Origin of the sequence: Zhenhengia sp. (assembly GCF_046966505.1) — a bacterium.
GTDB lineage: Bacteria > Bacillota > Clostridia > Lachnospirales > Cellulosilyticaceae > Zhenhengia > Zhenhengia yiwuensis.
Genome location: NZ_JBKVCH010000003.1, coordinates 38086 through 57696, shown reverse-complemented (window position 1 = coordinate 57696; position 19611 = coordinate 38086). Strand labels below are relative to the sequence as shown.

General features: G+C 37.5%; 17 protein-coding genes. All 17 read left to right on the top strand.

From position 1 onward, the window contains the following. The first annotated feature begins 40 nt into the window (after positions 1–40). The 17 genes from cbiB (at position 41) to ACLTBU_RS04345 (ending at position 19603) form a co-directional block, all read left to right on the top strand. Complete coding sequence (gene cbiB / locus ACLTBU_RS04425) at positions 41–1009, top strand: adenosylcobinamide-phosphate synthase CbiB (protein ID WP_412217813.1); 969 nt, start codon at positions 41–43, stop codon at positions 1007–1009. A 29-nt stretch (positions 1010–1038) separates the two neighbouring features. After that, positions 1039–2103, top strand: a complete 1065-nt coding sequence (gene cobD / locus ACLTBU_RS04420) for a threonine-phosphate decarboxylase CobD (protein WP_412217810.1) — start codon at positions 1039–1041, stop codon at positions 2101–2103. A 4-nt stretch (positions 2104–2107) separates the two neighbouring features. After that, entirely contained in the window at positions 2108–2683 is a 576-nt protein-coding gene (locus ACLTBU_RS04415; RefSeq protein ID WP_177671136.1) for a histidine phosphatase family protein, read from the top strand. Between the two features lie 18 nt (positions 2684–2701). Then, positions 2702–3445, top strand: a complete 744-nt coding sequence (gene cobS, locus ACLTBU_RS04410; RefSeq protein WP_177671135.1) for an adenosylcobinamide-GDP ribazoletransferase — start codon at positions 2702–2704, stop codon at positions 3443–3445. Positions 3446–3501: 56 nt separating this feature from the next. Further along, positions 3502–4578 carry a nicotinate-nucleotide--dimethylbenzimidazole phosphoribosyltransferase gene (cobT, locus tag ACLTBU_RS04405; RefSeq protein ID WP_412217806.1) on the top strand — a complete coding sequence of 359 codons (1077 nt, stop codon included), beginning with the start codon at positions 3502–3504 and terminating at the stop codon, positions 4576–4578. Positions 4579–4614: 36 nt separating this feature from the next. Beyond that, on the top strand, positions 4615–5805 hold the full coding sequence (locus ACLTBU_RS04400) for a hypothetical protein (RefSeq protein WP_249331188.1): 1191 nt from the start codon (positions 4615–4617) through the stop codon (positions 5803–5805). Positions 5806–5968: 163 nt separating this feature from the next. Then, the gene (locus ACLTBU_RS04395) at positions 5969–6922 is read left to right on the top strand and encodes a Gfo/Idh/MocA family protein (protein WP_249331189.1); all 954 of its coding nucleotides are present in this window, start codon (positions 5969–5971) and stop codon (positions 6920–6922) included. Positions 6923–6958: 36 nt separating this feature from the next. Then, a complete protein-coding gene (locus tag ACLTBU_RS04390; RefSeq protein WP_249331190.1) occupies positions 6959–7921 on the top strand; it encodes an NAD(P)H-dependent glycerol-3-phosphate dehydrogenase in 963 nt (320 codons plus the stop codon). Positions 7922–8001: 80 nt separating this feature from the next. Further along, the gene (locus tag ACLTBU_RS04385) at positions 8002–9261 is read left to right on the top strand and encodes a cytochrome P450 (protein ID WP_412217802.1); all 1260 of its coding nucleotides are present in this window, start codon (positions 8002–8004) and stop codon (positions 9259–9261) included. Positions 9262–9456: 195 nt separating this feature from the next. Further along, positions 9457–10110, top strand: coding sequence for an HAD family hydrolase (locus tag ACLTBU_RS04380; protein ID WP_412217799.1), 654 nt, complete (start codon positions 9457–9459; stop codon positions 10108–10110). Between the two features lie 328 nt (positions 10111–10438). Next, entirely contained in the window at positions 10439–11362 is a 924-nt protein-coding gene (locus tag ACLTBU_RS04375; protein ID WP_177671128.1) for an aspartate carbamoyltransferase catalytic subunit, read from the top strand. Then, the gene (locus ACLTBU_RS04370; protein ID WP_177671127.1) at positions 11362–12636 is read left to right on the top strand and encodes a dihydroorotase; all 1275 of its coding nucleotides are present in this window, start codon (positions 11362–11364) and stop codon (positions 12634–12636) included. Before ACLTBU_RS04375 ends, ACLTBU_RS04370 begins: the two co-directional genes overlap by 1 nt. Before the next feature lie 100 nt (positions 12637–12736). Beyond that, positions 12737–13651, top strand: coding sequence for an orotidine-5'-phosphate decarboxylase (pyrF, locus tag ACLTBU_RS04365; protein WP_177671126.1), 915 nt, complete (start codon positions 12737–12739; stop codon positions 13649–13651). 1 nt (position 13652) lies between these two features. Beyond that, on the top strand, positions 13653–14714 hold the full coding sequence (locus ACLTBU_RS04360) for a carbamoyl phosphate synthase small subunit (protein WP_177671125.1): 1062 nt from the start codon (positions 13653–13655) through the stop codon (positions 14712–14714). Then, complete coding sequence (gene carB / locus ACLTBU_RS04355; RefSeq protein WP_177671124.1) at positions 14714–17935, top strand: carbamoyl-phosphate synthase large subunit; 3222 nt, start codon at positions 14714–14716, stop codon at positions 17933–17935. The genes ACLTBU_RS04360 and carB overlap by 1 nt, the downstream gene beginning before the upstream one ends. Beyond that, positions 17928–18689 (top strand): dihydroorotate dehydrogenase electron transfer subunit, encoded by a 762-nt coding sequence (locus ACLTBU_RS04350; protein ID WP_177671123.1) that lies wholly within the window; start codon positions 17928–17930, stop codon positions 18687–18689. Before carB ends, ACLTBU_RS04350 begins: the two co-directional genes overlap by 8 nt. Further along, positions 18689–19603, top strand: a complete 915-nt coding sequence (locus ACLTBU_RS04345; RefSeq protein ID WP_412217794.1) for a dihydroorotate dehydrogenase — start codon at positions 18689–18691, stop codon at positions 19601–19603. The genes ACLTBU_RS04350 and ACLTBU_RS04345 overlap by 1 nt, the downstream gene beginning before the upstream one ends. The last annotated feature ends 8 nt before the right edge of the window (positions 19604–19611 follow it).

Genomic DNA, 19611 nt, shown 5'->3' with positions numbered 1-19611 from the left:
AAAGATGGTAAAGTAGAATAAACAAAGAGAAAGGATTTATATGGATTCAATTATTTTGATTGTTATAAGTGGATTTATTTTAGACTTAATACTAGGAGACCCACATAACTTCCCTCATCCTGTTAGATGGATTGGTAAGATGATTTCAAGGGGAGAAAAGCACATAAGAAGTATACTACCTAAGACAAAAAAGGGTGAACGTATAGGTGGCATAATTCTTGTAATAGGTGTGGTAGGGATAACTTTTGGAGCGACATGGCTTATTTTAAAAGTTGCTTATGGTATTCATCCTCTTATTGGTTGGATAGTAAGTGTGATTTTGTGTTATCAAGCACTTGCTACCAAAAGCCTTAAGGATGAAAGTATGAAGGTTTATAAGGCACTTCAAAAGCATGATTTAGAAGGTGCACGTTATGCTGTTAGCATGATTGTAGGAAGAGACACAGCGAGCCTTACTGAAGAAGGTGTGGCAAAAGCTACTATTGAAACGGTAGCAGAAAATACTTCCGATGGTATTGTAGGGCCACTTGTTTACCTTCTTATTGGCGGGGTACCACTTGGCTTTGCTTATAAGGCAATAAATACCTTAGATTCTATGATTGGTTACCAAAATGAACGCTATCAATATTTTGGTACTTTTGGGGCTAAACTAGATGATGTAGTCAACTATATTCCTGCAAGGCTCAGTGCCTATATGATGATTGCAGCAAGCAAGTTATGTGGCTATGATGCTAAAGCGGCGTATAAGATCTATAGAAGAGACCGCTATAATCATAAAAGTCCTAACAGTGCACATACAGAAGCAGTGTGTGCAGGGGCACTAGGTATTCAGCTTGCAGGAGATGCATACTATTTTGGCAAACTTTGCAAAAAACCTACTATAGGAGATGCCTTAAGAAGTGTAGAAGCAGAAGATATTAAACGTACGAATAAGCTTATGTATAGCACTTGTACATGCACATTAATTGTACTAAGTCTTATACGTTTATTAATCCTAATCATTTTATAAAAACTTAACTTGTTTATAAAGGAGCGTACATGGCACTGATACATGGTGGCGATATTTTTACACTCGCCGAAAAATTAAATAAAAAAGATACAGAGATTATGGATTTCTCTGTTAATATTAATCCACTAGGGCTTTCACCTAAAGTTAGAAAGGCCTTAATAGAACATATTGATTTAGCAGTAGCTTATCCTGATCCCTTATGTAGAAAGCTGATTGAAGCCTTAAGCCAGCAGCACCAGATGGACAAAGAGCATATTTTATGTGGGAATGGTGCAGCGGATTTGATTTTTAGATTAGCCTACGTCTGTCAGCCTAAGCACGCTTTAATACTAGCACCTACTTTTGCTGAATATGAGCTCGCATTAAGTCAGGTGGGATGTAAGATTTCATATTATAACTTAAAAGAAGAAACAGATTATAAGGTAGAAGAGGACCTATTAGAGCTTCTAACCCCAGATTTAGATATGATTTGGATTTGTAATCCTAATAATCCTACCGGACAGCTTACACCTAAATCGCTTATGCTTAGACTACTTAGAAAATGTGAAGCGCATAATATTCAAATGATCGTAGATGAATGCTTTATGGATTTTATAGAAGAGGATAGTGCGTATAGTATGATAGAAGAAGTAGAGAAAAGTAAGCATGTAACGATTCTTAAAGCTTTTACAAAGTTTTATGGGATGGCTGGCCTTAGATTAGGATATGCCTTAATCGGTGATAAGGTGTTAAAAGATGCACTGCAAAAGGCAGCTCAGCCTTGGGCAGTATCTTCACTGGCACAACTAGCAGGTGTAGCAGCACTGGAAGATATAGCTTATAAAGAAGAAACATTAAGCATGATTAAGGAGCAAAGAACTTATTTAAAAGAAGCCTTAAAGAGGTTAGGCTTTAGAGTATATGCTTCTTATGCGGACTACTTATTTTTTAAATCACCTATTCCAGATATTCATAAGCAGTTAGCAAATGAGGGTATTCTGATTAGGCACTGTGGTAATTATAGAGGACTTTCAGCGCAGTACTACCGCATTGGTATTAAAACACCACAGATGAATACTGTTTTAATTCAAGCACTTGAAAAATGTGAGAGGTGAGACCATGAAAATTTACTGGGTAAGACATGGTAAAACACAACAAAACGAAAAGAACAACTATTATGGAAAGTTAGATGTACGCCTTACACCTGAAGGCGTAAGAGAAATTAAAGAAATTCAAACAAACTTTAATGATTGTATTAATGTATATACCAGTCCCGCAGCAAGAGCAATCGAAACGGCAGGGATATTATTTTCAAATGTCTATTTTAAAGCAGATGCCAGGTTGTTGGAGCGTAACATGGGGATTTTTGAAGGCATGAACTATGGAGAAATTGGCAAAAAATATCCTCATGAGTGTAAAATGTGGGATGAGAACTGGCAGGATTACTGCATTCCAGAAGGAGAAAGTGCAAGGATGCAGTATGAACGTGTTGTAAGCTTCATTAAAGAACTAGAGGCATTAGGAGAAGATGCTATTGTAGTGTGTCATGCAGGAACTATTCGTATGGCTATATGCTATATGCTAGGGGGCAATTTAGATATGTTCTGGAAGTTTAATGTACATACCGGTACAGTGGTAACCACATGTTATGAGCACAATTATTGGTATTTAGATTTATCTAGGGAGAACTACTAAAAGAGAGTGGGAATAAAGATGAAAAAATTAAAGCAGTTTATTTTAGGGGTACAGTTTCTAACGCGTATCCCTATTAGAGCCAATATGCCGGCAGAGCCTTCTGATTTTAAAGGGGCGCTCTGCTTTTTTACGGTTGTAGGTCTTATAATAGGAACTTTAGAGTGGCTACTCTTTAGCCTTGGTATGCAGATTGATCCTTTACTAGGGGCACTTTTAGCGACTATAGGTGGGATCTGGATTACAGGAGGCATGCACTTAGATGGGCTAGCAGATGTGTTTGATGGCTTTGGAGCCAATCGAGATACTGAAAGAACTTTAGAAATTATGAAAGATAGCAGGATAGGGAGCTTTGGTGTACTGGCACTTATGATAGACTTTGCTTTTCATATGGTTGGATTTTATTTATTAAAGGATATGCCTCTTCTTATTATATGGGTCCCTATTAGTGCTAAGTTTACGGTATGTGTTTTATGTGATATTGGCAAGAATATTAAAAAGGGCCTTGGAGCTTTATGGATTGAAAATATTTCTAAAGCAGGACTTTTTGTGAATTTAGTTCTATTTTTATTTATAGGTTGCATACTTTTACCTTGGGAACTCGCTGTAATTGGCTTAGGGCTTGTTTACGGCGTGGCAGTTCTTTTAAATAAGAAATTTACACATAAGCTTACAGGGCTAAATGGAGATTGCTTAGGAGCAGCAAGTCAGATGACAGAATGGATTGTAATGGTTTACCTTCTTATAGTGAGTCAAATGCTATAGAGGAAGTGACTGAAGGGTTTTACAGACAATCTAAGGAATGAGAAGGAGGAAGAGAGATGAATAGAGAAAGTCTAAAAGCTTATATAGAGCAAATAAGACCATTAAATAGGGAAGCCATGATGCAGATGGAGCAGTATCTAGATGGGCTTACTAAGCCAGTTGGGGCTTTAGGGAAGCTTGAAAACTTAATGATTCAGTTTGCAGGTGCTGCGGGAACGGTGGAGGTTAAAACGCAGCCTAAGGTAACCGTTATTATGTGCAGTGACAATGGGGTATGCGATGTGGGTGTAAGCAGTTGTCCTCAGGAAGTAACAGCAACGGTAACTTATAACTTTACAAGAGGCATTACAGGAATGAATAGGCTTAGTGAATTTGCTAAAGCAGATATACATATTGTGGATGTTGGTGTAAAGGCAGACTTTAGTCATCCTCTTATTCATAATCGTAAAGTGTGTTATGGAACTAAAAATATGGCTATAGAGCCTGCCATGACTGAACAAGAAGCTTTGCAGGCTATTTCAGTTGGGATAGAAGAGACTGAAAAACTTATTGAAAAAGGCTATGAAATCTTTGGAACAGGTGAGATGGGTATAGGAAATACCACAACATCTGCAGCTATTACAGCGGCTTTGTTAGAAGAAGAGATTATAAAGGTAACAGGTAAAGGTTCGGGTGCTTTAGATACAGTATATCATAATAAAGTAGAGGCTATTAAAACAGCTCTTAAAGTGCACCAGCCTACTATAGCGGATCCCATTGATGTACTAGCAAAGGTGGGAGGCTTAGATATTGCAGGCCTTGTAGGTGTCTATATTGCAGCTGCTAAACATGGTAAAGTAGTTGTTATTGATGGGTTTATTGCAGCTGCAGCAGCACTTGTAGCTTATAAACTGGCACCTATAACCAAAGCCTATATGATTGCGTCACACTTATCTAAAGAAGCCGGTATGGCTCTTATTTTACAGCATATAGGGCTTGAACCACATTTTAACTTAGATATGAGATTAGGAGAAGGTAGTGGTTGCCCGATTCTTTTCAATTTATTAGATATGGCACAATACACTTTATTAGGTATGGGAACTTTTGAAGATGCAGGTGTAGATAAAAGCAATTATATGCATATTTGGAAGTAAGAGCAGAAACTGACAACTAGAAGGAGACAACACGAAATGACACAAAAGAAACAAGAGAATCAAGAAGTACGCTATGTACTGAAAAAGGCTGTAAGCATAGAAGGCATGATTTGTCTTATTGTTACATTTGGTGGGCTATTTTTATTAGGAAGAAAAATGGGAGTAGCCAATATGTTTAATACCATGCTTAATACTTCTTATGACCTTTTAATGGGAACAGTCTTTTATATTATGGCTATTGCGGTTATAGCTGGAGCTTTTGCTGGGGTTTTAACAGAGTTTGGGGGCTTAGCTATTATTAATAAGCTTCTTTCAAGGCTGATGAAACCACTTTATGATTTACCAGGTGCCAGTATTATGAGTGTATTAACCACTTATTTTTCAGATAATCCAGCTATTTTAACTTTATGTGATGATAAACGTTTTAGGCAGTATTTTAAGAAATATCAATTACCAGCTCTTACTAATTTAGGTACAGCTTTTGGTATGGGGCTTATGATTACAGTCTTTATGATAGGTGTTCCAGGAGTAGAAAAGCATTTAGGAATTGCTGTTGTTATTGGTAATGTAGGAGCTATTATAGGAAGTATTGTAAGTACAAAACTTATGATGCATTATACTAAGAAATATTATGGCACTGAAGCTTGGTGTGAAGAGGTTATTGATGAAAGTATCGACCTCATTAACTACAGGGAAGTAAGAACAGGAAGCTTTGGTGAACGTTTTATGAATGCACTTCTTGAAGGTGGGCATTCAGGTGTAGGTATGGGGATGGCAATTATACCAGGTGTACTCATTATCTGTACCTTTGTTTTAATGCTTACTAATGGTCCTTCAGCAAGTGGTATTTATACAGGTGCGGCTTATGAGGGAGTAGGGATTTTACCTATTATAGGAGAAAAATTAAACTTCTTATTACAGCCTCTATTCGGCTTTTCCTCACCAGAGGCTATTGCTGTTCCGATCACATCACTAGGTGCAGCAGGTGCAGCTATTGGCCTTATACCCAACTTAGTGAGTGAAGGGCTTGCAAATGCCAATGATATCGCAGTGTTTACAGCCATGTGTATGTGCTGGAGTGGGTATTTAAGTACACATACAGCGATGATGGATAGTTTAAAATGTAGAGTACTTACAGGAAAGGCAATCTTTGCCCATACAGTAGGGGGAATCTTCGCAGGTATTGCAGCTAACTGGATCTTTAAACTGATTATACTCCTAGTATAGGTCAGTGAGTAGAAATCTAAGGCGCACTAAAAAAGAATTTTGAACAAAGTAAAAGAGCTCTTTAAGTAGCTCTTTTTGTATAGGCTGGATGTGAATAAGCGCATACCTACATAAAGCTTATTTCAATTTTAATAAAATATCTATTTATGAAAAGAGGATTAAAATGGCTATAAAGTTTGGAATTATAGGAGCGGGTCGCATTGCACATAAGTTTTGCAAAGCAGTAGAACGCGTAGAAGGTGCAAGTGTCATTGCCGTTGCGAGTCAAACAGAAGGTAAAGCTTTAACATTTGCTAAAGAAGAGGGCATTGCACTAAGCTATAACACTTATGAAGCACTCTTAGAGAATCCAGAGGTTGATGCAGTTTATATTGCTACAACACATAACTTTCATTATGAAAATGCTATGGCATGTATTAAACATAAAAAAGCTGTTCTATGTGAAAAGTGTTTTGTTTTAACTAAAAAAGAAGCGGAAGAAGTATTTCGTGCAGCGAGAGAAGCAAAAGTATTTGTGATGGAGGCTATGTGGTCTCGATTTTTACCAGCTATTAAGCAGGCTAGAGAGTGGATTTTAGAGGGAAGAATAGGAGAGATTGAACTTGCCAACTGTCTTATTGGGTTTAAAGCAGATAGCAATCCAGAAAATCGCATTATGAATCCTAAATTAGCAGGTGGGGCCATGTATGATATAGGTGTGTATGCTATTGAAATTATGACATATCTTATTCAAGCGCCTATACAAGAAGTTCAAACTATGACAACTTATGCCGAAACAGGTGTAGATAAAGTAAACAGTATTACCTTAAAATTTGAAAACACTATAGCGAATTTACAGTGTATGGTTACAGCAAGCTGTCCAAATAGTCTATATGTTTATGGGACAAAGGGTTATATCCATATTCCAAATATGCATTATACACAGGAGTGTTTTATATATACTGAAGAGGGCGTGGTAGAACACTTCCAAAAACCGCATGATAATGGTTTTGAGTACCAAATTAAAGAGATGATAGGTTGCATGGAAAGAGGGGCATTAGAAAGTAGTATTATGCCACATAAGGATACGATTGAATGTGCAGGTATATTTGATCAGTGCTTAGGAACTAATATATAAAAGAAGCAAGTTTAAACATAAGAGGAGGATACTTTAATGAATATTTCCGTATTAGGGTGTGGAAGATGGGGAACTTTCCTAGCATGGTATGCAAATCGCGTGCACCATACCGTAACACTTTGGGGAAGACCAGGATCAAAGAATTTAATGACGTTAACGGCTGAACATAAAAATGAGTATTTAGAACTACCAGAGTCTGTAAGACTTACAGATGATTTAGAAGAGGCAGTAAGGAGTGCTGAGATTATTTTAATTTCCATTAGCGCACAGCAACTACGTTCGTTTTTAAAAACAGTAAGCAAACTGCCAGGTTTAAAAGATAAAACTTTTGTATTATGTATGAAAGGATTAGAGGCTGATACAGGTAAGCGCTTGACACAGGTGTTCAAAGAAGAAATGGGCGCTGCTGCTCATGTTGGTGTATGGTTAGGGCCTGGACATGTACAGGACTTTACAAGAAATATTCCTAACTGTATGGTTGTTGGAAGTGATGAGATTGGCGTAACTAAGAAAGTGGTAGAAGCCTTTAATAGTGATTTAATTCGCTTTTATTATGGGCAAGACTTAATCGGCAATGAAATAGGGGCAGCTACTAAAAATGTAATGGGTATTGCAGCAGGTATGCTAGATGGAGCAGGGTATAGCAGCCTTAAAGGAGCCCTTATGGCAAGAGGAACAAGAGAACTTTCTAGAATTGTACGTGCAATGGGCGGCAATGATATTACCATTTATGGTTTAAGCCATTTGGGAGATTATGAAGCGACACTTTTCTCACCACATAGTAATAACAGAAGATTCGGGGAAGACTATGTAAAAGGTATTCCATTTCATAAACTAGCAGAAGGGGTCGCAACTGTAGAAGCACTGCACCATCTTTCACAGGAATATGAAGTAGAACTACCTATTTGCCATGCCCTTTATGAAATTTTGTTTGAGCATAAAGAAACTTCTAAGGTACTTATTGATTTATTTTTAAGACCTGTTAAATTTGAGTTTTAAATCAAATAGGATGATGCATAGGCCTGGCATAAGTGTTTTGAACATACCCTTTGATAAGGGAGAAAGGAACGTGCAGGGATATGTTGACCAATAAGATAATCCCTCAGGAGAAAGGGATAGACCATACGCTTAAGTTATTAAAGGAGGGCTACCTCTTTATTCCTAATAGGGTGAAGGCTTATCAATCTTCTATTTTTGAAACAAGATTATTAGGTAAAAAAGTAATTTGTATAAGTGGGAAGCATGCAGCAAAATTATTTTATAATGAAGAACTCTTTCAAAGAAAAGGAGCCTTACCTAAACGTATACAGAAGACACTCTTTGGTGTTAATGCGATTCAAACGATGGATGATGAAAGGCATAGGCATAGAAGGCTATTTTTCTTAGACCTACTTAATGAAGCGGGTCAAAAAAGGCTAGTAAGCATTACAAAGATAAAGTGGCAGATGGCACTTAGAAGATGGCAAGCTACTGATGAGATTGTACTTTTAGATGAAGTCAAATATATTTTGTGTGAGGCAGTATGCGAGTGGGCGGGTGTACCTTTAGGGCAATCCGAGGTTAAAAGGCGAGCAGACGATTTTTACGCCATGGTGAATGCTATAGGAGCAGTAGGACCAAAGTATTGGCAAGGAAAAAGGGCAAGGAAGAGAACTGAGGCATGGATAAAAGGCTTGATTGAAGAGGTTAGGACAGGAAAGAGACACATCCTACCCCATTTAGCGCTCTATCAGGCAGCTACTTATAAAGACTTAGAAGGAAATGTACTAGATGTTCAAATGGCAGCCATAGAACTGATTAATCTGCTACGTCCTATTATTGCTATTTCAATCTTTATTACTTTTACAGCTTTAGCACTCTATGAGCATGAAGACTCTAAAGAAAAGTTAGGCCAAGGTGATGAGCGTGACTTAGAAATGTTTGTACAGGAAGTAAGACGTTACTATCCTTTTGCACCCTTTTTAGGAGCAATCGTACGTAAAAACTTTATATGGCGTGGATGTAAATTTAAGAAAGGGACACTTGTTCTTATTGATATTTATGGTACTAACCACAATGAGGATATATGGAATGCCCCCTATGTTTTTAGACCAGAACGTTTTAAAGACCAGGGAGCACATGTATTTGACTTTATTCCTCAAGGTGGAGGTAACTTAGTTACAGGGCATAGATGTCCTGGTGAAGGGATCACAATAGAGCTTATGAAGGTAAGCTTAGACTTTCTAATCCATAAAATGAAATTTGACATTCCTAAACAAGATTTAAGTTATAGTCTTACAAATATTCCATCATCGCCTCGAAGTGGATTGATTATAAGAAACATTCAACCTAAGTATTAAAGGAAAAGGCTTAAGAAAAGAGCTAAACCTAGGTGAAAGATAAAAGGGAACCCTATATAAGTGGTTCCCTTTTATAGAGTGTTAGCCTTTTAAATATGGGGTGTTTTATAAGGAGAAGAACTTAAGAATATTTTATGAAAGAGTATGTAAAAAACTTATACAATGTTAAAATAAGAGAAGAATGGAGGAAGCTTAATGAATAAAATTAAATTAATTCTATTTGATTTAGATGGCACACTCGTTAATACACTTGAAGATTTAGCTGTGAGTACCAATGTTGCACTTAAGGAGCATGGCTATCCGCAGCATCCTATAGAGGCCTATAAATATTTTGTAGGGAATGGCGTTTATAAACTTATTGAAAGAGCTTTACCATGTGAGGCTCGTACGGAGGAAGAAATTAATAAAATTAAAGAATCTTTTATTGCGTATTATGATGCACATTTAACCGATTATACAAAACCTTATGAGGGAATACTTGAAACCATAGAGAAGCTTAAAATGAGCGGTATACAGTTAGCTGTTGTTACCAATAAACCTCATCCACAGGCTTTACGAGTTGTTAGGGCATGCTTTAAGCCAGATACTTTTATAGAAGTATGGGGACAAAGAGAAGGCATTCCACATAAGCCAGATCCTACAGTCGTTCGTCAAATTATGACAAAGTATGAGAGGGTGTCAGATGAAGTATTATACATAGGAGATTCAGATGTAGATATGCAGACAGCCCAAAATGCACAGGTTAAAGGACTAGGTGCTTCTTGGGGATTTAGGACAGAAGAGGAACTTTTAGAAAACGGTGCATGGGTTGTCCTACAAAGGAATGAGGAAATTTTAAAATATACTTAAATAGAATTTATTGACAATTTAAAAGGACTATGTTACTATATGAAACAGAAAATTAAATAGTAACATACGCCTTTAAGCTTGATCCCGTGAGATCAAAAAGGAAACGAAATGAATGAAAAAATTTAACCAGACATTACAGCAAATGACAGGTTTAGATAAAGATTATAGACAATTCAATAAGCATTTAGATAGAAGAAATAGGTTATAGATTTAACAAAGGTTAAGGCTATAGTCTGGTTTCGGGTAAAGTTTTTTAGACGCTTAAAGGCAATGGAAAGACGTAGGTCTTTTTATTGCCTTTTTTATTTGCCAAAAGGAGGATACAAAAATGTTGAAAAGTAAAGATTTACTAGGTATTAGGGATTTAGAAGTAAGTGAAATCATGAGTATCTTAGAACTTGCAAAAGAAATGAAAGCAAAAATTATAAATGCTAGTTTAAGAGAAGATACTTTAAAGGGTAGAAGCATGATTACCTTATTCTACGAAAATAGCACGCGTACAAAAGTATCCTTTAACATGGCTGGCCTTTATCAAGGAGCTATGGTAACTGACTTAGGTGTAGCAACAAGTAGTGTACAAAAAGGAGAAACACTTGTAGATACAGGTGTGACACTAGACCAAATGGGCATAGATTTTATGGTTATGAGACATAGTTTAAGCGGAGCCCCTCATCTACTTGCTAAAAATGTAAAAGCATCTGTAATCAATGCAGGAGACGGAGCAAATGAGCATCCTACACAAGCACTTTTAGACTTCTATACAATGCTTGATAAAAAAGGAAGCTTTAAAGATTTAAATGTAACAATTGTAGGAGATATTGCACATAGTCGTGTAGCGAGATCTAACGTGTTCGGGCTTAAAAAGTTAGGCGCTAATGTAACACTCGCAGGATGCGGCACGCTTGCATCAGGCACAATGGAGGCATTAGGTGCTACAGTAACACATGACCTTAAAGCAGCTCTTAAAGATGCAGATGTTGTCATGGGACTTCGTATTCAAATGGAACGTCAAAAAGGTGGCCTTTTCCCTAACCTTAGAGAATACAGCCAAATTTATGGTTTAGATGAAGAAATGTTCAGCTTAGCAAGACCAGATGCTATTTTAATGCATCCAGCACCAGTTAACCGTGGGGTTGAGCTGATGCCAGAATTACTAGACAGCAACGTAAGTGTAATCGATGAGCAAGTTATGAACGGAGTAGCAGTACGTATGGCTATTTTAGCATTACTTAATGAAAGGAGAGGCAAATAATGAAAACTTGTATAAAAGGCGGGTTAGTTATTAACCCAAGTACAAAAATGGAAGAAATCGCAGATATCCTTATTGAAGATGGGGTTATCACCGCAATTGGAAATGTAGATGAAGAAGGCATGAATGTCATTCATGCAGAGGGAAAATGGGTAGTACCAGGATTAATTGATCTTCATGTACACCTTAGAGAGCCAGGCTTTGAGCACAAAGAAACAATTGAAACAGGTTGTAATGCAGCAGCTAAAGGTGGCGTAACAACTATGTGCTGTATGCCAAATACAAACCCAGTGATTGATAATGAATGTGTTGTAGAATACATCAATACAATGGCAAAACGTGCAAACGGCGTTAAAGTACTTCCAGTAGGGGCAATCACAAAAGGTTTAGAAGGAGAAAGCCTCGCAAATATCGGTAAAATGAAAGAACATGGTATCTGCGCAATTAGTGAAGATGGTAAAACAGTTGCAGATGCAGGCCTTATGAAAAAAGGTATGAGCTATGCTAAGCCTTTTGACCTTCCAATTTTCTCACACACGGAAGACCGTAACCTTTCAGGTGGTGCTATGAATGCAGGTGTAAATGCACAGATCTTTGGCATTAAAGGAATCGGACGCGATGCAGAAGAAGTTATTGTCGCACGTGATATTATCTTAGCACGTACAACAGGTGCAAAACTTCACCTTTCACATATGAGTACAAAAGGAAGTATTGACCTTATTGAAATGGGTAAAAAAGTATGGGGAATGAACAACTTAACAGCAGAGACAGCACCTCACTACTTTATTTTAGATGATAGTATTTTAGGAGACTACGATGCTAACAAAAAAATGAGCCCTCCACTTCGTACAAGCGAAGATGTAGAAGCTATGAAGCGTGCACTTAAAGAAGGTATCATTGATGTTATTGCAACAGATCATGCACCACATCATTATGATGAGAAAAATGTAGAGCTTGAAAAAGCACCATTTGGTATTGTTGGTCTTGAAACAAGTTTTGCATTAAGCTACACACACTTAGTTCGAACAGGTATCCTTACACCGCTTGAACTTATTGAAAAAATGAGCTATAAACCAGCACAAATTATTAATCATCCAGCAGGTAGATTAGAAGTAGGTGCACCAGCAGATATAGCAATCATTGAAGTTGATACACCATATGTAATTGATTCAAGTACATTTGTTTCAAAAGGTAAAAATACACCATTCAACGGCATGGAAGTATACGGAGATGTTGAAGTAACTTTAGTAGATGGAAAAATTGTATATCAAAAATAAATAAATATTTACAACTATAAATAAATATTCACTATGACTGTAGATAAGTAGTATAATAGAAATTAGAAATAGTAGATTAAGAAAACAGAGGAGAAGAGCCATGATTGATAGATTACTCACCAAAATACAAACATTACAAAACCCAACTGTAGTAGGACTTGATCCAACTTATAGCATGATTCCAACCTTTATTAAGGAAGAAATGCTAGAGCGCTATGGAAGAACACCTAAGGCTGTAGCAGAAATGTTTATTAAGTTCAATAAAGCAATCATTGATGAAGTTTATGACCTCATTCCTTCAGTTAAACCTCAAATTGCTATGTATGAGCAATATGGTTTAGAAGGGCTTCGTGCTTACATGGAAACGTGTGAATATGCAAAAAGTAAGGGTCTTATCGTAATTGGGGATATTAAAAGAGGCGATATTGCTTCAACAGCAGCAGCTTATGCAGGTCATATCGCTGGGGTAGACATTGAAGGTGAGCACTTTGATTTATGGCAAGAAGATGCCGTAACACTTAACCCATACATGGGCTTTGACGGCATTGAACCTTTTATCGAAGCATGTAACAAACAAGATAAAGGCTTATTTATCCTTGTTAAAACAAGTAATCCAAGTAGTAGTGAAATTCAAGACTTATTAGTAGATGGAATGCCAATTTATGATAAAACAGCAGATTTAGTAAGTAAGTGGGGCGAGCTTACTATGGGAGATATGGGTTATAGCCGTGTTGGTGCAGTTGTTGGGGCAACACATAAAGAACAAGGTACTGAACTTAGAGCACGTATGCCACATACATTCTTCCTTGTGCCAGGTTATGGTGCACAAGGCGGAACAGCTGAAAACCTTAAAGGTTTCTTTGATAAAGATGGTTTAGGAAGCATTGTAAACTCTTCAAGAGGCATTATTGCAGCCTACAAAAATGATACAGAATTTGGCGAAAGAGATTTTGCTAAAGCTTCAAGAAAAGCAGTAATTGCAATGAGAAATGACTTACAAGGAGTGATGGGTTAATATGAAAGCACAATTAATACTAGAAAATGGTATGGTATTTGAAGGTAAAGCCTTCGGATACCTTAAAGAGACAATCGGTGAGGTTGTATTCAATACGGGGATGACAGGATACCAAGAAATTCTTACAGACCCATCTTATTATGGTCAAATGGTTGTTATGACTTATCCATTAATCGGGAACTATGGGGTAAACCTTGAAGATATGGAGTCAACTAAAGCACACGTAAGAGCATTCATCGTAAGAGAAAAATGTGACTTCCCTAACAACTTCAGATGCGAATTAACACTTGATGGTTACCTTAAAGCACAAAAAATTATTGGTCTTGAAGGCATTGATACAAGAGCACTTACAAAAGTACTTAGAAATCACGGAACAATGCGTGCCATTATCGCAGTAAGAGAACTTACACCAAGTCAAATCAAACTTAAAATTGATAGCTTCAATAACCAACATGCAGTACCAGAAGTAACAACAAAAGAAGTTTATACAGTAGAAGGAGACGGCCTTCATGTAGCTATGATTGACTGCGGTATGAAACAAAATATCGTACGTTCATTCAATGAAAGAGGATGTAAATTAACAGTATTCCCATATGATGCTACAGCTGATGAGGTACTTGCAGTAAATCCAGATGGTGTATTCTTATCAAATGGACCAGCTGACCCTAAAGATGTACCGACTGTAGTCAATATGATTAAAGAAATTGTTGGTAAAAAGCCAATTACAGCAATCTGTCTTGGGCACCAACTTTTATCACTTGCACTTGGCGGGGATACATCAAAACTTAAATTCGGTCACCATGGTTGTAACCATCCAGTTAAAGACCATATTTCAAACCGTGTATACATTACATCACAAAACCATAACTACTATGTAAGCACACTTCCAGAAGGTGCAGTGGTGACACATACAAACTTAAATGACAACACAGTAGAAGGTATGTACTTTAAAGAGCTTGACATCTACAGCGTACAGTTCCACCCTGAAGCATGTCCAGGACCTACAGATACAGCACACATCTTCGATGAATTCATTAAGGTAATGCAAGGAGGAAAACTATAATGCCAAGAGACTTAAGTATTAAAAAAGTATTAGTAATCGGATCAGGCCCAATTGTAATTGGGCAAGCAGCGGAGTTTGACTATTCAGGAACACAGGCTTGTCAAGCTATTCGTGAAGAAGGTATTGAAGTTGTCCTTGTAAACTCTAACCCAGCGACAATTATGACAGATAGAGAAATCGCTGACAAAATCTACATCGAGCCTCTTAATGCTGAGATGCTTGAAAAAATCATTGCAAAAGAAAGACCAGACAGTCTTCTTGCAGGTGTAGGTGGACAGACAGGTCTTAACCTTGCTGTAGAGCTTCATGATAAAGGGATTTTAGATAAATATGGTGTACGTGTCATCGGTACACAAATCTCTGCTATTAAAGAAGGGGAAGATAGGGAACTCTTTAGAGATTTAATGGCAAGAATTAACCAACCAGTTATCGAAAGTGAAATCGTAGAATCTGTAGAAGATGCTGTAGCTTTCGCTAGAAAAATCGGTTACCCAGTTGTTGTAAGACCAGCTTACACATTAGGTGGTACTGGCGGTGGTATTGCCGAAACAGAAAGCGAACTTCGTGAAATCGCAGCAAGTGGTATCCACTTATCACGCGTAAACCAAGTTCTTATTGAAAAATGTATTAAAGGCTGGAAAGAAATTGAGTACGAAGTAATGCGTGACCAATACGGCACAGTTATTACAGTATGTAACATGGAAAATATTGACCCAGTTGGTATCCATACAGGGGATAGTATCGTAGTTGCACCATCTCAAACACTTTCAGATAGAGAATACCAAATGCTTCGCCGTGCATCACTTGACATTATCTCAGCTTGTGATATACGTGGGGGCTGTAACGTACAGATTGCTCTTAACCCAGACAGCTTTGAATACGCTATTATCGAGATTAACCCTCGTGTAAGCCGTTCATCAGCACTTGCTTCTAAAGCAACAGGTTATCCAATTGCAAGAGTATCAGCTAAAATCGCACTTGGTTATGGCCTTGATGAAATCAAAAATGCCGTAACAGGTAAAACATACGCATGTTTTGAACCAACACTTGACTACTGCGTTGTTAAAATTCCAAAATGGCCATTCGATAAATTCTACACAGCTAAACGTACACTTGGTACAAAAATGATGGCGACAGGTGAAATCATGGCTATCGGAAATAACTTTGAAAGTGCTTTCCTTAAAGGGCTTCGTTCACTTGAAATCGGTCAATTTAGCTTTGAACATAAAAAACTTGAAGCGTGTAGCTTAGACGAGCTTAAAGAAAAAGTAATTACAGCAGATGATGAAAGAATCTTTGCACTTGCTGCAATGCTTCGTATGCACTATAGAGAAGAACAAGTATGTAAAATCACAGGTATGGATATCTTCTATGTAAAACGTTTCAAATGGATTGTAGAACAAGAAGAAAAACTTAAAGAAATGGAATATGAAGATCTTACACCAAAATACCTTCGCAAATTAAAACGTCGTGGTTTTGCAGATAAAGCCATTGCAGAATTCATTGGTGTAACAGAAGATGATATCCGTGAACTTCGCATTAAATGGAACATCATGCCTGTCTATAAAATGGTTGATACATGTGGTGGAGAGTTTGAAGCGGAATCTCCATACTACTACTCAACCTATGATGAAATCGATGAAGTTGTTGTATCAGACCGTGAAAAAGTTATGGTTATGGGTTCAGGTCCAATCCGTATCGGTCAAGGTATTGAGTTCGATTACTGCTCTGTACATGCTGTTCAAGCGCTTAAACGCCGCGGTATTGAAACAATCATCGTAAACAACAACCCAGAAACCGTAAGCACAGACTTTAATACATCAGATAAACTTTACTTTGAACCACTTACAGATGAAGATGCTTACCACATCATTATGAAAGAACAACCAAAAGGTGTTATCCTTCAGTTTGGTGGTCAAACAGCGATTAAACTTGCTAAGTTCTGTGACAAAATGGGTATTCCAGTACTTGGTACACAACCAAAACAAGTTGATGCAGCAGAAGACCGTGAGAAGTTTGATGAAATCTTAGAAAAACTTCAAATCAAACGTCCAAAAGGTAAAGCCATTTGGTCTGTAGAAGAAGGTCTTAAAGTAGCAGCAGAACTTGAATATCCAGTACTTGTACGTCCTTCATACGTACTTGGTGGTCAAGGTATGGAAATTACATTTGAAGAAGAACAGCTTTCAAGATACCTTGTAAATGCTTTTGACCGTGACCCAGAAAATCCAGTTCTTATTGACCGTTACCTTATGGGACGCGAGATCGAAGTAGATGCAATTTGCGACGGTGAAAATATCTTAATCCCAGGTATTATGGAACACTTAGAAAGAGCAGGTATCCACTCTGGAGATAGTACAACACTTTACCCAAGTGTAAATATTTCAGATAGAATTAAAGAAAAAATTATTGAATGTACACGTCTTCTTGCAAAAGAGCTAGAAGTACTTGGTATGATCAATATCCAATATATCGAATACAAAAATGAACTTTACATCATTGAAGTAAACCCTCGTTCAAGCCGTACAGTACCTTACATCTCAAAAGTAACAGGTGTACCAATTATCGATCTTGCAACACGTTGTATGTTAGGAGATAAATTACCAGACTTAGGTTATGGCATTGATCTTTATCCAGAACCAGAAAACTTCTATGCTGTAAAAGTACCAGTATTCTCAACAGAAAAACTTCCAAGAGTAGAAGTAAGCCTTGGACCAGAAATGAAATCTACAGGGGAAGTACTTGGTATTGGAAGCACAATCGAAGAGGCACTTTACAAAGGCTTTATCGCAGCAGGCAAAAAACTTCCAAGTAAACAAGGTACAATCTTTGCAACAATCCAAAAATACGACCAAGATGAGTTTATTGAAATTGCTAAACGCTTTAATGAACTTGGCTATAACTTCATTGCTACAGAAGGAACAGCTAAGAAACTTAGAGAAAATGGCATGGAAGTAAGAGAAGTTGGTAAACTTTCAGAAGGTAGCAATGAAATCATCGACCTTATTAGAAGTGGTGAAATTGATCTGCTTGTGAACACACCAACAAAAGGGAATGACTCAACACGTGACGGTTTCAAAATTAGACGTCATGCTATCGAATCATCACTTCAAATCGTAACATCACTTGATACATTACGTGCAATGGCTGATATTACGGTAAAAGATTTAACAATCGAACAAACAGGTATCTTCAACATGGGAGATAAAAGAGATGAGTAAAAAAGTTGTATTAGGTAAAGTCCTATTAAATGAAATGATTGAAAAAGATGTTTATAAAATGGTTATTCGCCAGGAGGAAGCTGCAAAAAGTGCAGCTCCTGGCCAATTTGTAAACCTTTATACAAAATCAGAAAGTATGCTTCTTCCTCGTCCAATTAGTATTTGTGAAATTGGCACAGATACACTGACACTTGTATATGGTGTAGTAGGAAAAGGGACAAAAGAGTTTTCAAGCTACAATGTAGGGGATGCTATTAAACTTACAACAGCCCTTGGGAATGGCTTTACACCAGCAGATGCTAAGGTACACATTCTTGTAGGGGGCGGCATTGGTGTACCACCACTTGTAGAACTTGCAAAACACCTTGAAGGTGAAAAAATTGCAGTCATTGGATTTAGAGAGGCACCATTCTTACATGAACGTTTAGAAGAGCTTGGTGTTAAAGTTTATGTAGCAACAGATAGTGGTGCACATGGCTTTAAAGGAAATGTTGTAGAGCTTATGGAAGAGAAAGGCTTAGTAGGAGACTACTACTACAGCTGTGGACCAAAACCAATGCTTCGTGCACTTGCTGCTTTCTGTGAGGCAAAAGGTAAACCTGTACAAGTTTCTTTAGAAGAACGTATGGGATGTGGCTATGGTGCTTGCGTAGGCTGTGTATGTAAAACAAAAGCTGCAAATGAAGTAGGCTATGAGCAAAAGAAAGTGTGTAAAGACGGCCCTGTCTTTTTAGGAAGCGAGGTAGCTTGGTAATGAGTAAAATAGACTTAAGCGTAAATATTGGGGGGGGACTTATTTTAGATAACCCTATTACAACAGCATCAGGTACTTTCTCACCAAGAGAAAGTAGTGAGTTCTATGATCTTAATGAACTTGGTGCAATGATTACAAAAGGTATTGCCAATGTTCCTTGGGAAGGTAATCCAACACCTCGTATTGCAGAAACTTACGGTGGGATGATCAACTCTGTAGGTCTTCAAAATCCAGGAGTAGATTACTTTATTGAACATGAATTACCATTTGCTAAACAGTTTAATACAAAAGTCATTGCAAATGTAGCAGGACGTAGTATTGAAGATTACTGTGAAGTAGTAGAAAAATTAAGTGAAACAGATGTAGATGCATTAGAAGTAAATATTTCATGCCCAAATGTTAAAAAAGGTGGTATTGGTTTTGGTGTACAATGCGATTTAGCGGGAAGCGTTGTAAAAGAGGTAAGACGTATTTCTAAGAAACCTCTTATTATTAAACTTTCACCAAATGTAACAGATATTACAGAGATTGCAAAAGCTGTAGAAGCGGAAGGCGCTGATGCAATTTCTTTAATCAATACACTCCTTGGGATGAAAATTGATGTCCATCGTATGCGTCCTGTAATAGCAAATAAAATGGGTGGTTTCTCAGGACCAGCTATTAAGCCAGTAGCAGTACGTATGGTTTACCAAGTAAGACGTGCAGTAAATGTGCCAATTATTGGACTTGGCGGCATTATGACAGGGGAAGATGCCGCAGAGTTTATCTTAGCTGGTGCAGATGCTATTTCAGTAGGAACAGCAGCACTTGTTAATCCAACAGCACCAGTAGATATTAAACGTGAACTTGTGGAATATATGGAACGTTACGGATTTAAAAATTTAGCAGAACTTCGCGGTGCCTTAAACGAATAGAGTATAAA

Excerpts from the sequence above, each read along its gene's own strand:
- ACLTBU_RS04395 (WP_249331189.1), top strand. The coding sequence starts at position 5,969 with ATGGCTATAAAGTTTGGAATTATAGGAGCGGGTCGCATTGCACATAAG.
- ACLTBU_RS04375 (WP_177671128.1), top strand. The coding sequence starts at position 10,439 with ATGTTGAAAAGTAAAGATTTACTAGGTATTAGGGATTTAGAAGTAAGT.
- pyrF (WP_177671126.1), top strand. The coding sequence starts at position 12,737 with ATGATTGATAGATTACTCACCAAAATACAAACATTACAAAACCCAACT.
- ACLTBU_RS04385 (WP_412217802.1), top strand. The coding sequence starts at position 8,002 with ATGTTGACCAATAAGATAATCCCTCAGGAGAAAGGGATAGACCATACG.
- ACLTBU_RS04400 (WP_249331188.1), top strand. The coding sequence starts at position 4,615 with ATGACACAAAAGAAACAAGAGAATCAAGAAGTACGCTATGTACTGAAA.
- cobD (WP_412217810.1), top strand. The coding sequence starts at position 1,039 with ATGGCACTGATACATGGTGGCGATATTTTTACACTCGCCGAAAAATTA.
- cbiB (WP_412217813.1), top strand. The coding sequence starts at position 41 with ATGGATTCAATTATTTTGATTGTTATAAGTGGATTTATTTTAGACTTA.
- cobT (WP_412217806.1), top strand. The coding sequence starts at position 3,502 with ATGAATAGAGAAAGTCTAAAAGCTTATATAGAGCAAATAAGACCATTA.
- ACLTBU_RS04390 (WP_249331190.1), top strand. The coding sequence starts at position 6,959 with ATGAATATTTCCGTATTAGGGTGTGGAAGATGGGGAACTTTCCTAGCA.
- ACLTBU_RS04360 (WP_177671125.1), top strand. The coding sequence starts at position 13,653 with ATGAAAGCACAATTAATACTAGAAAATGGTATGGTATTTGAAGGTAAA.
- ACLTBU_RS04350 (WP_177671123.1), top strand. The coding sequence starts at position 17,928 with ATGAGTAAAAAAGTTGTATTAGGTAAAGTCCTATTAAATGAAATGATT.
- ACLTBU_RS04415 (WP_177671136.1), top strand. The coding sequence starts at position 2,108 with ATGAAAATTTACTGGGTAAGACATGGTAAAACACAACAAAACGAAAAG.
- ACLTBU_RS04345 (WP_412217794.1), top strand. The coding sequence starts at position 18,689 with ATGAGTAAAATAGACTTAAGCGTAAATATTGGGGGGGGACTTATTTTA.
- ACLTBU_RS04380 (WP_412217799.1), top strand. The coding sequence starts at position 9,457 with ATGAATAAAATTAAATTAATTCTATTTGATTTAGATGGCACACTCGTT.
- cobS (WP_177671135.1), top strand. The coding sequence starts at position 2,702 with ATGAAAAAATTAAAGCAGTTTATTTTAGGGGTACAGTTTCTAACGCGT.
- carB (WP_177671124.1), top strand. The coding sequence starts at position 14,714 with ATGCCAAGAGACTTAAGTATTAAAAAAGTATTAGTAATCGGATCAGGC.
- ACLTBU_RS04370 (WP_177671127.1), top strand. The coding sequence starts at position 11,362 with ATGAAAACTTGTATAAAAGGCGGGTTAGTTATTAACCCAAGTACAAAA.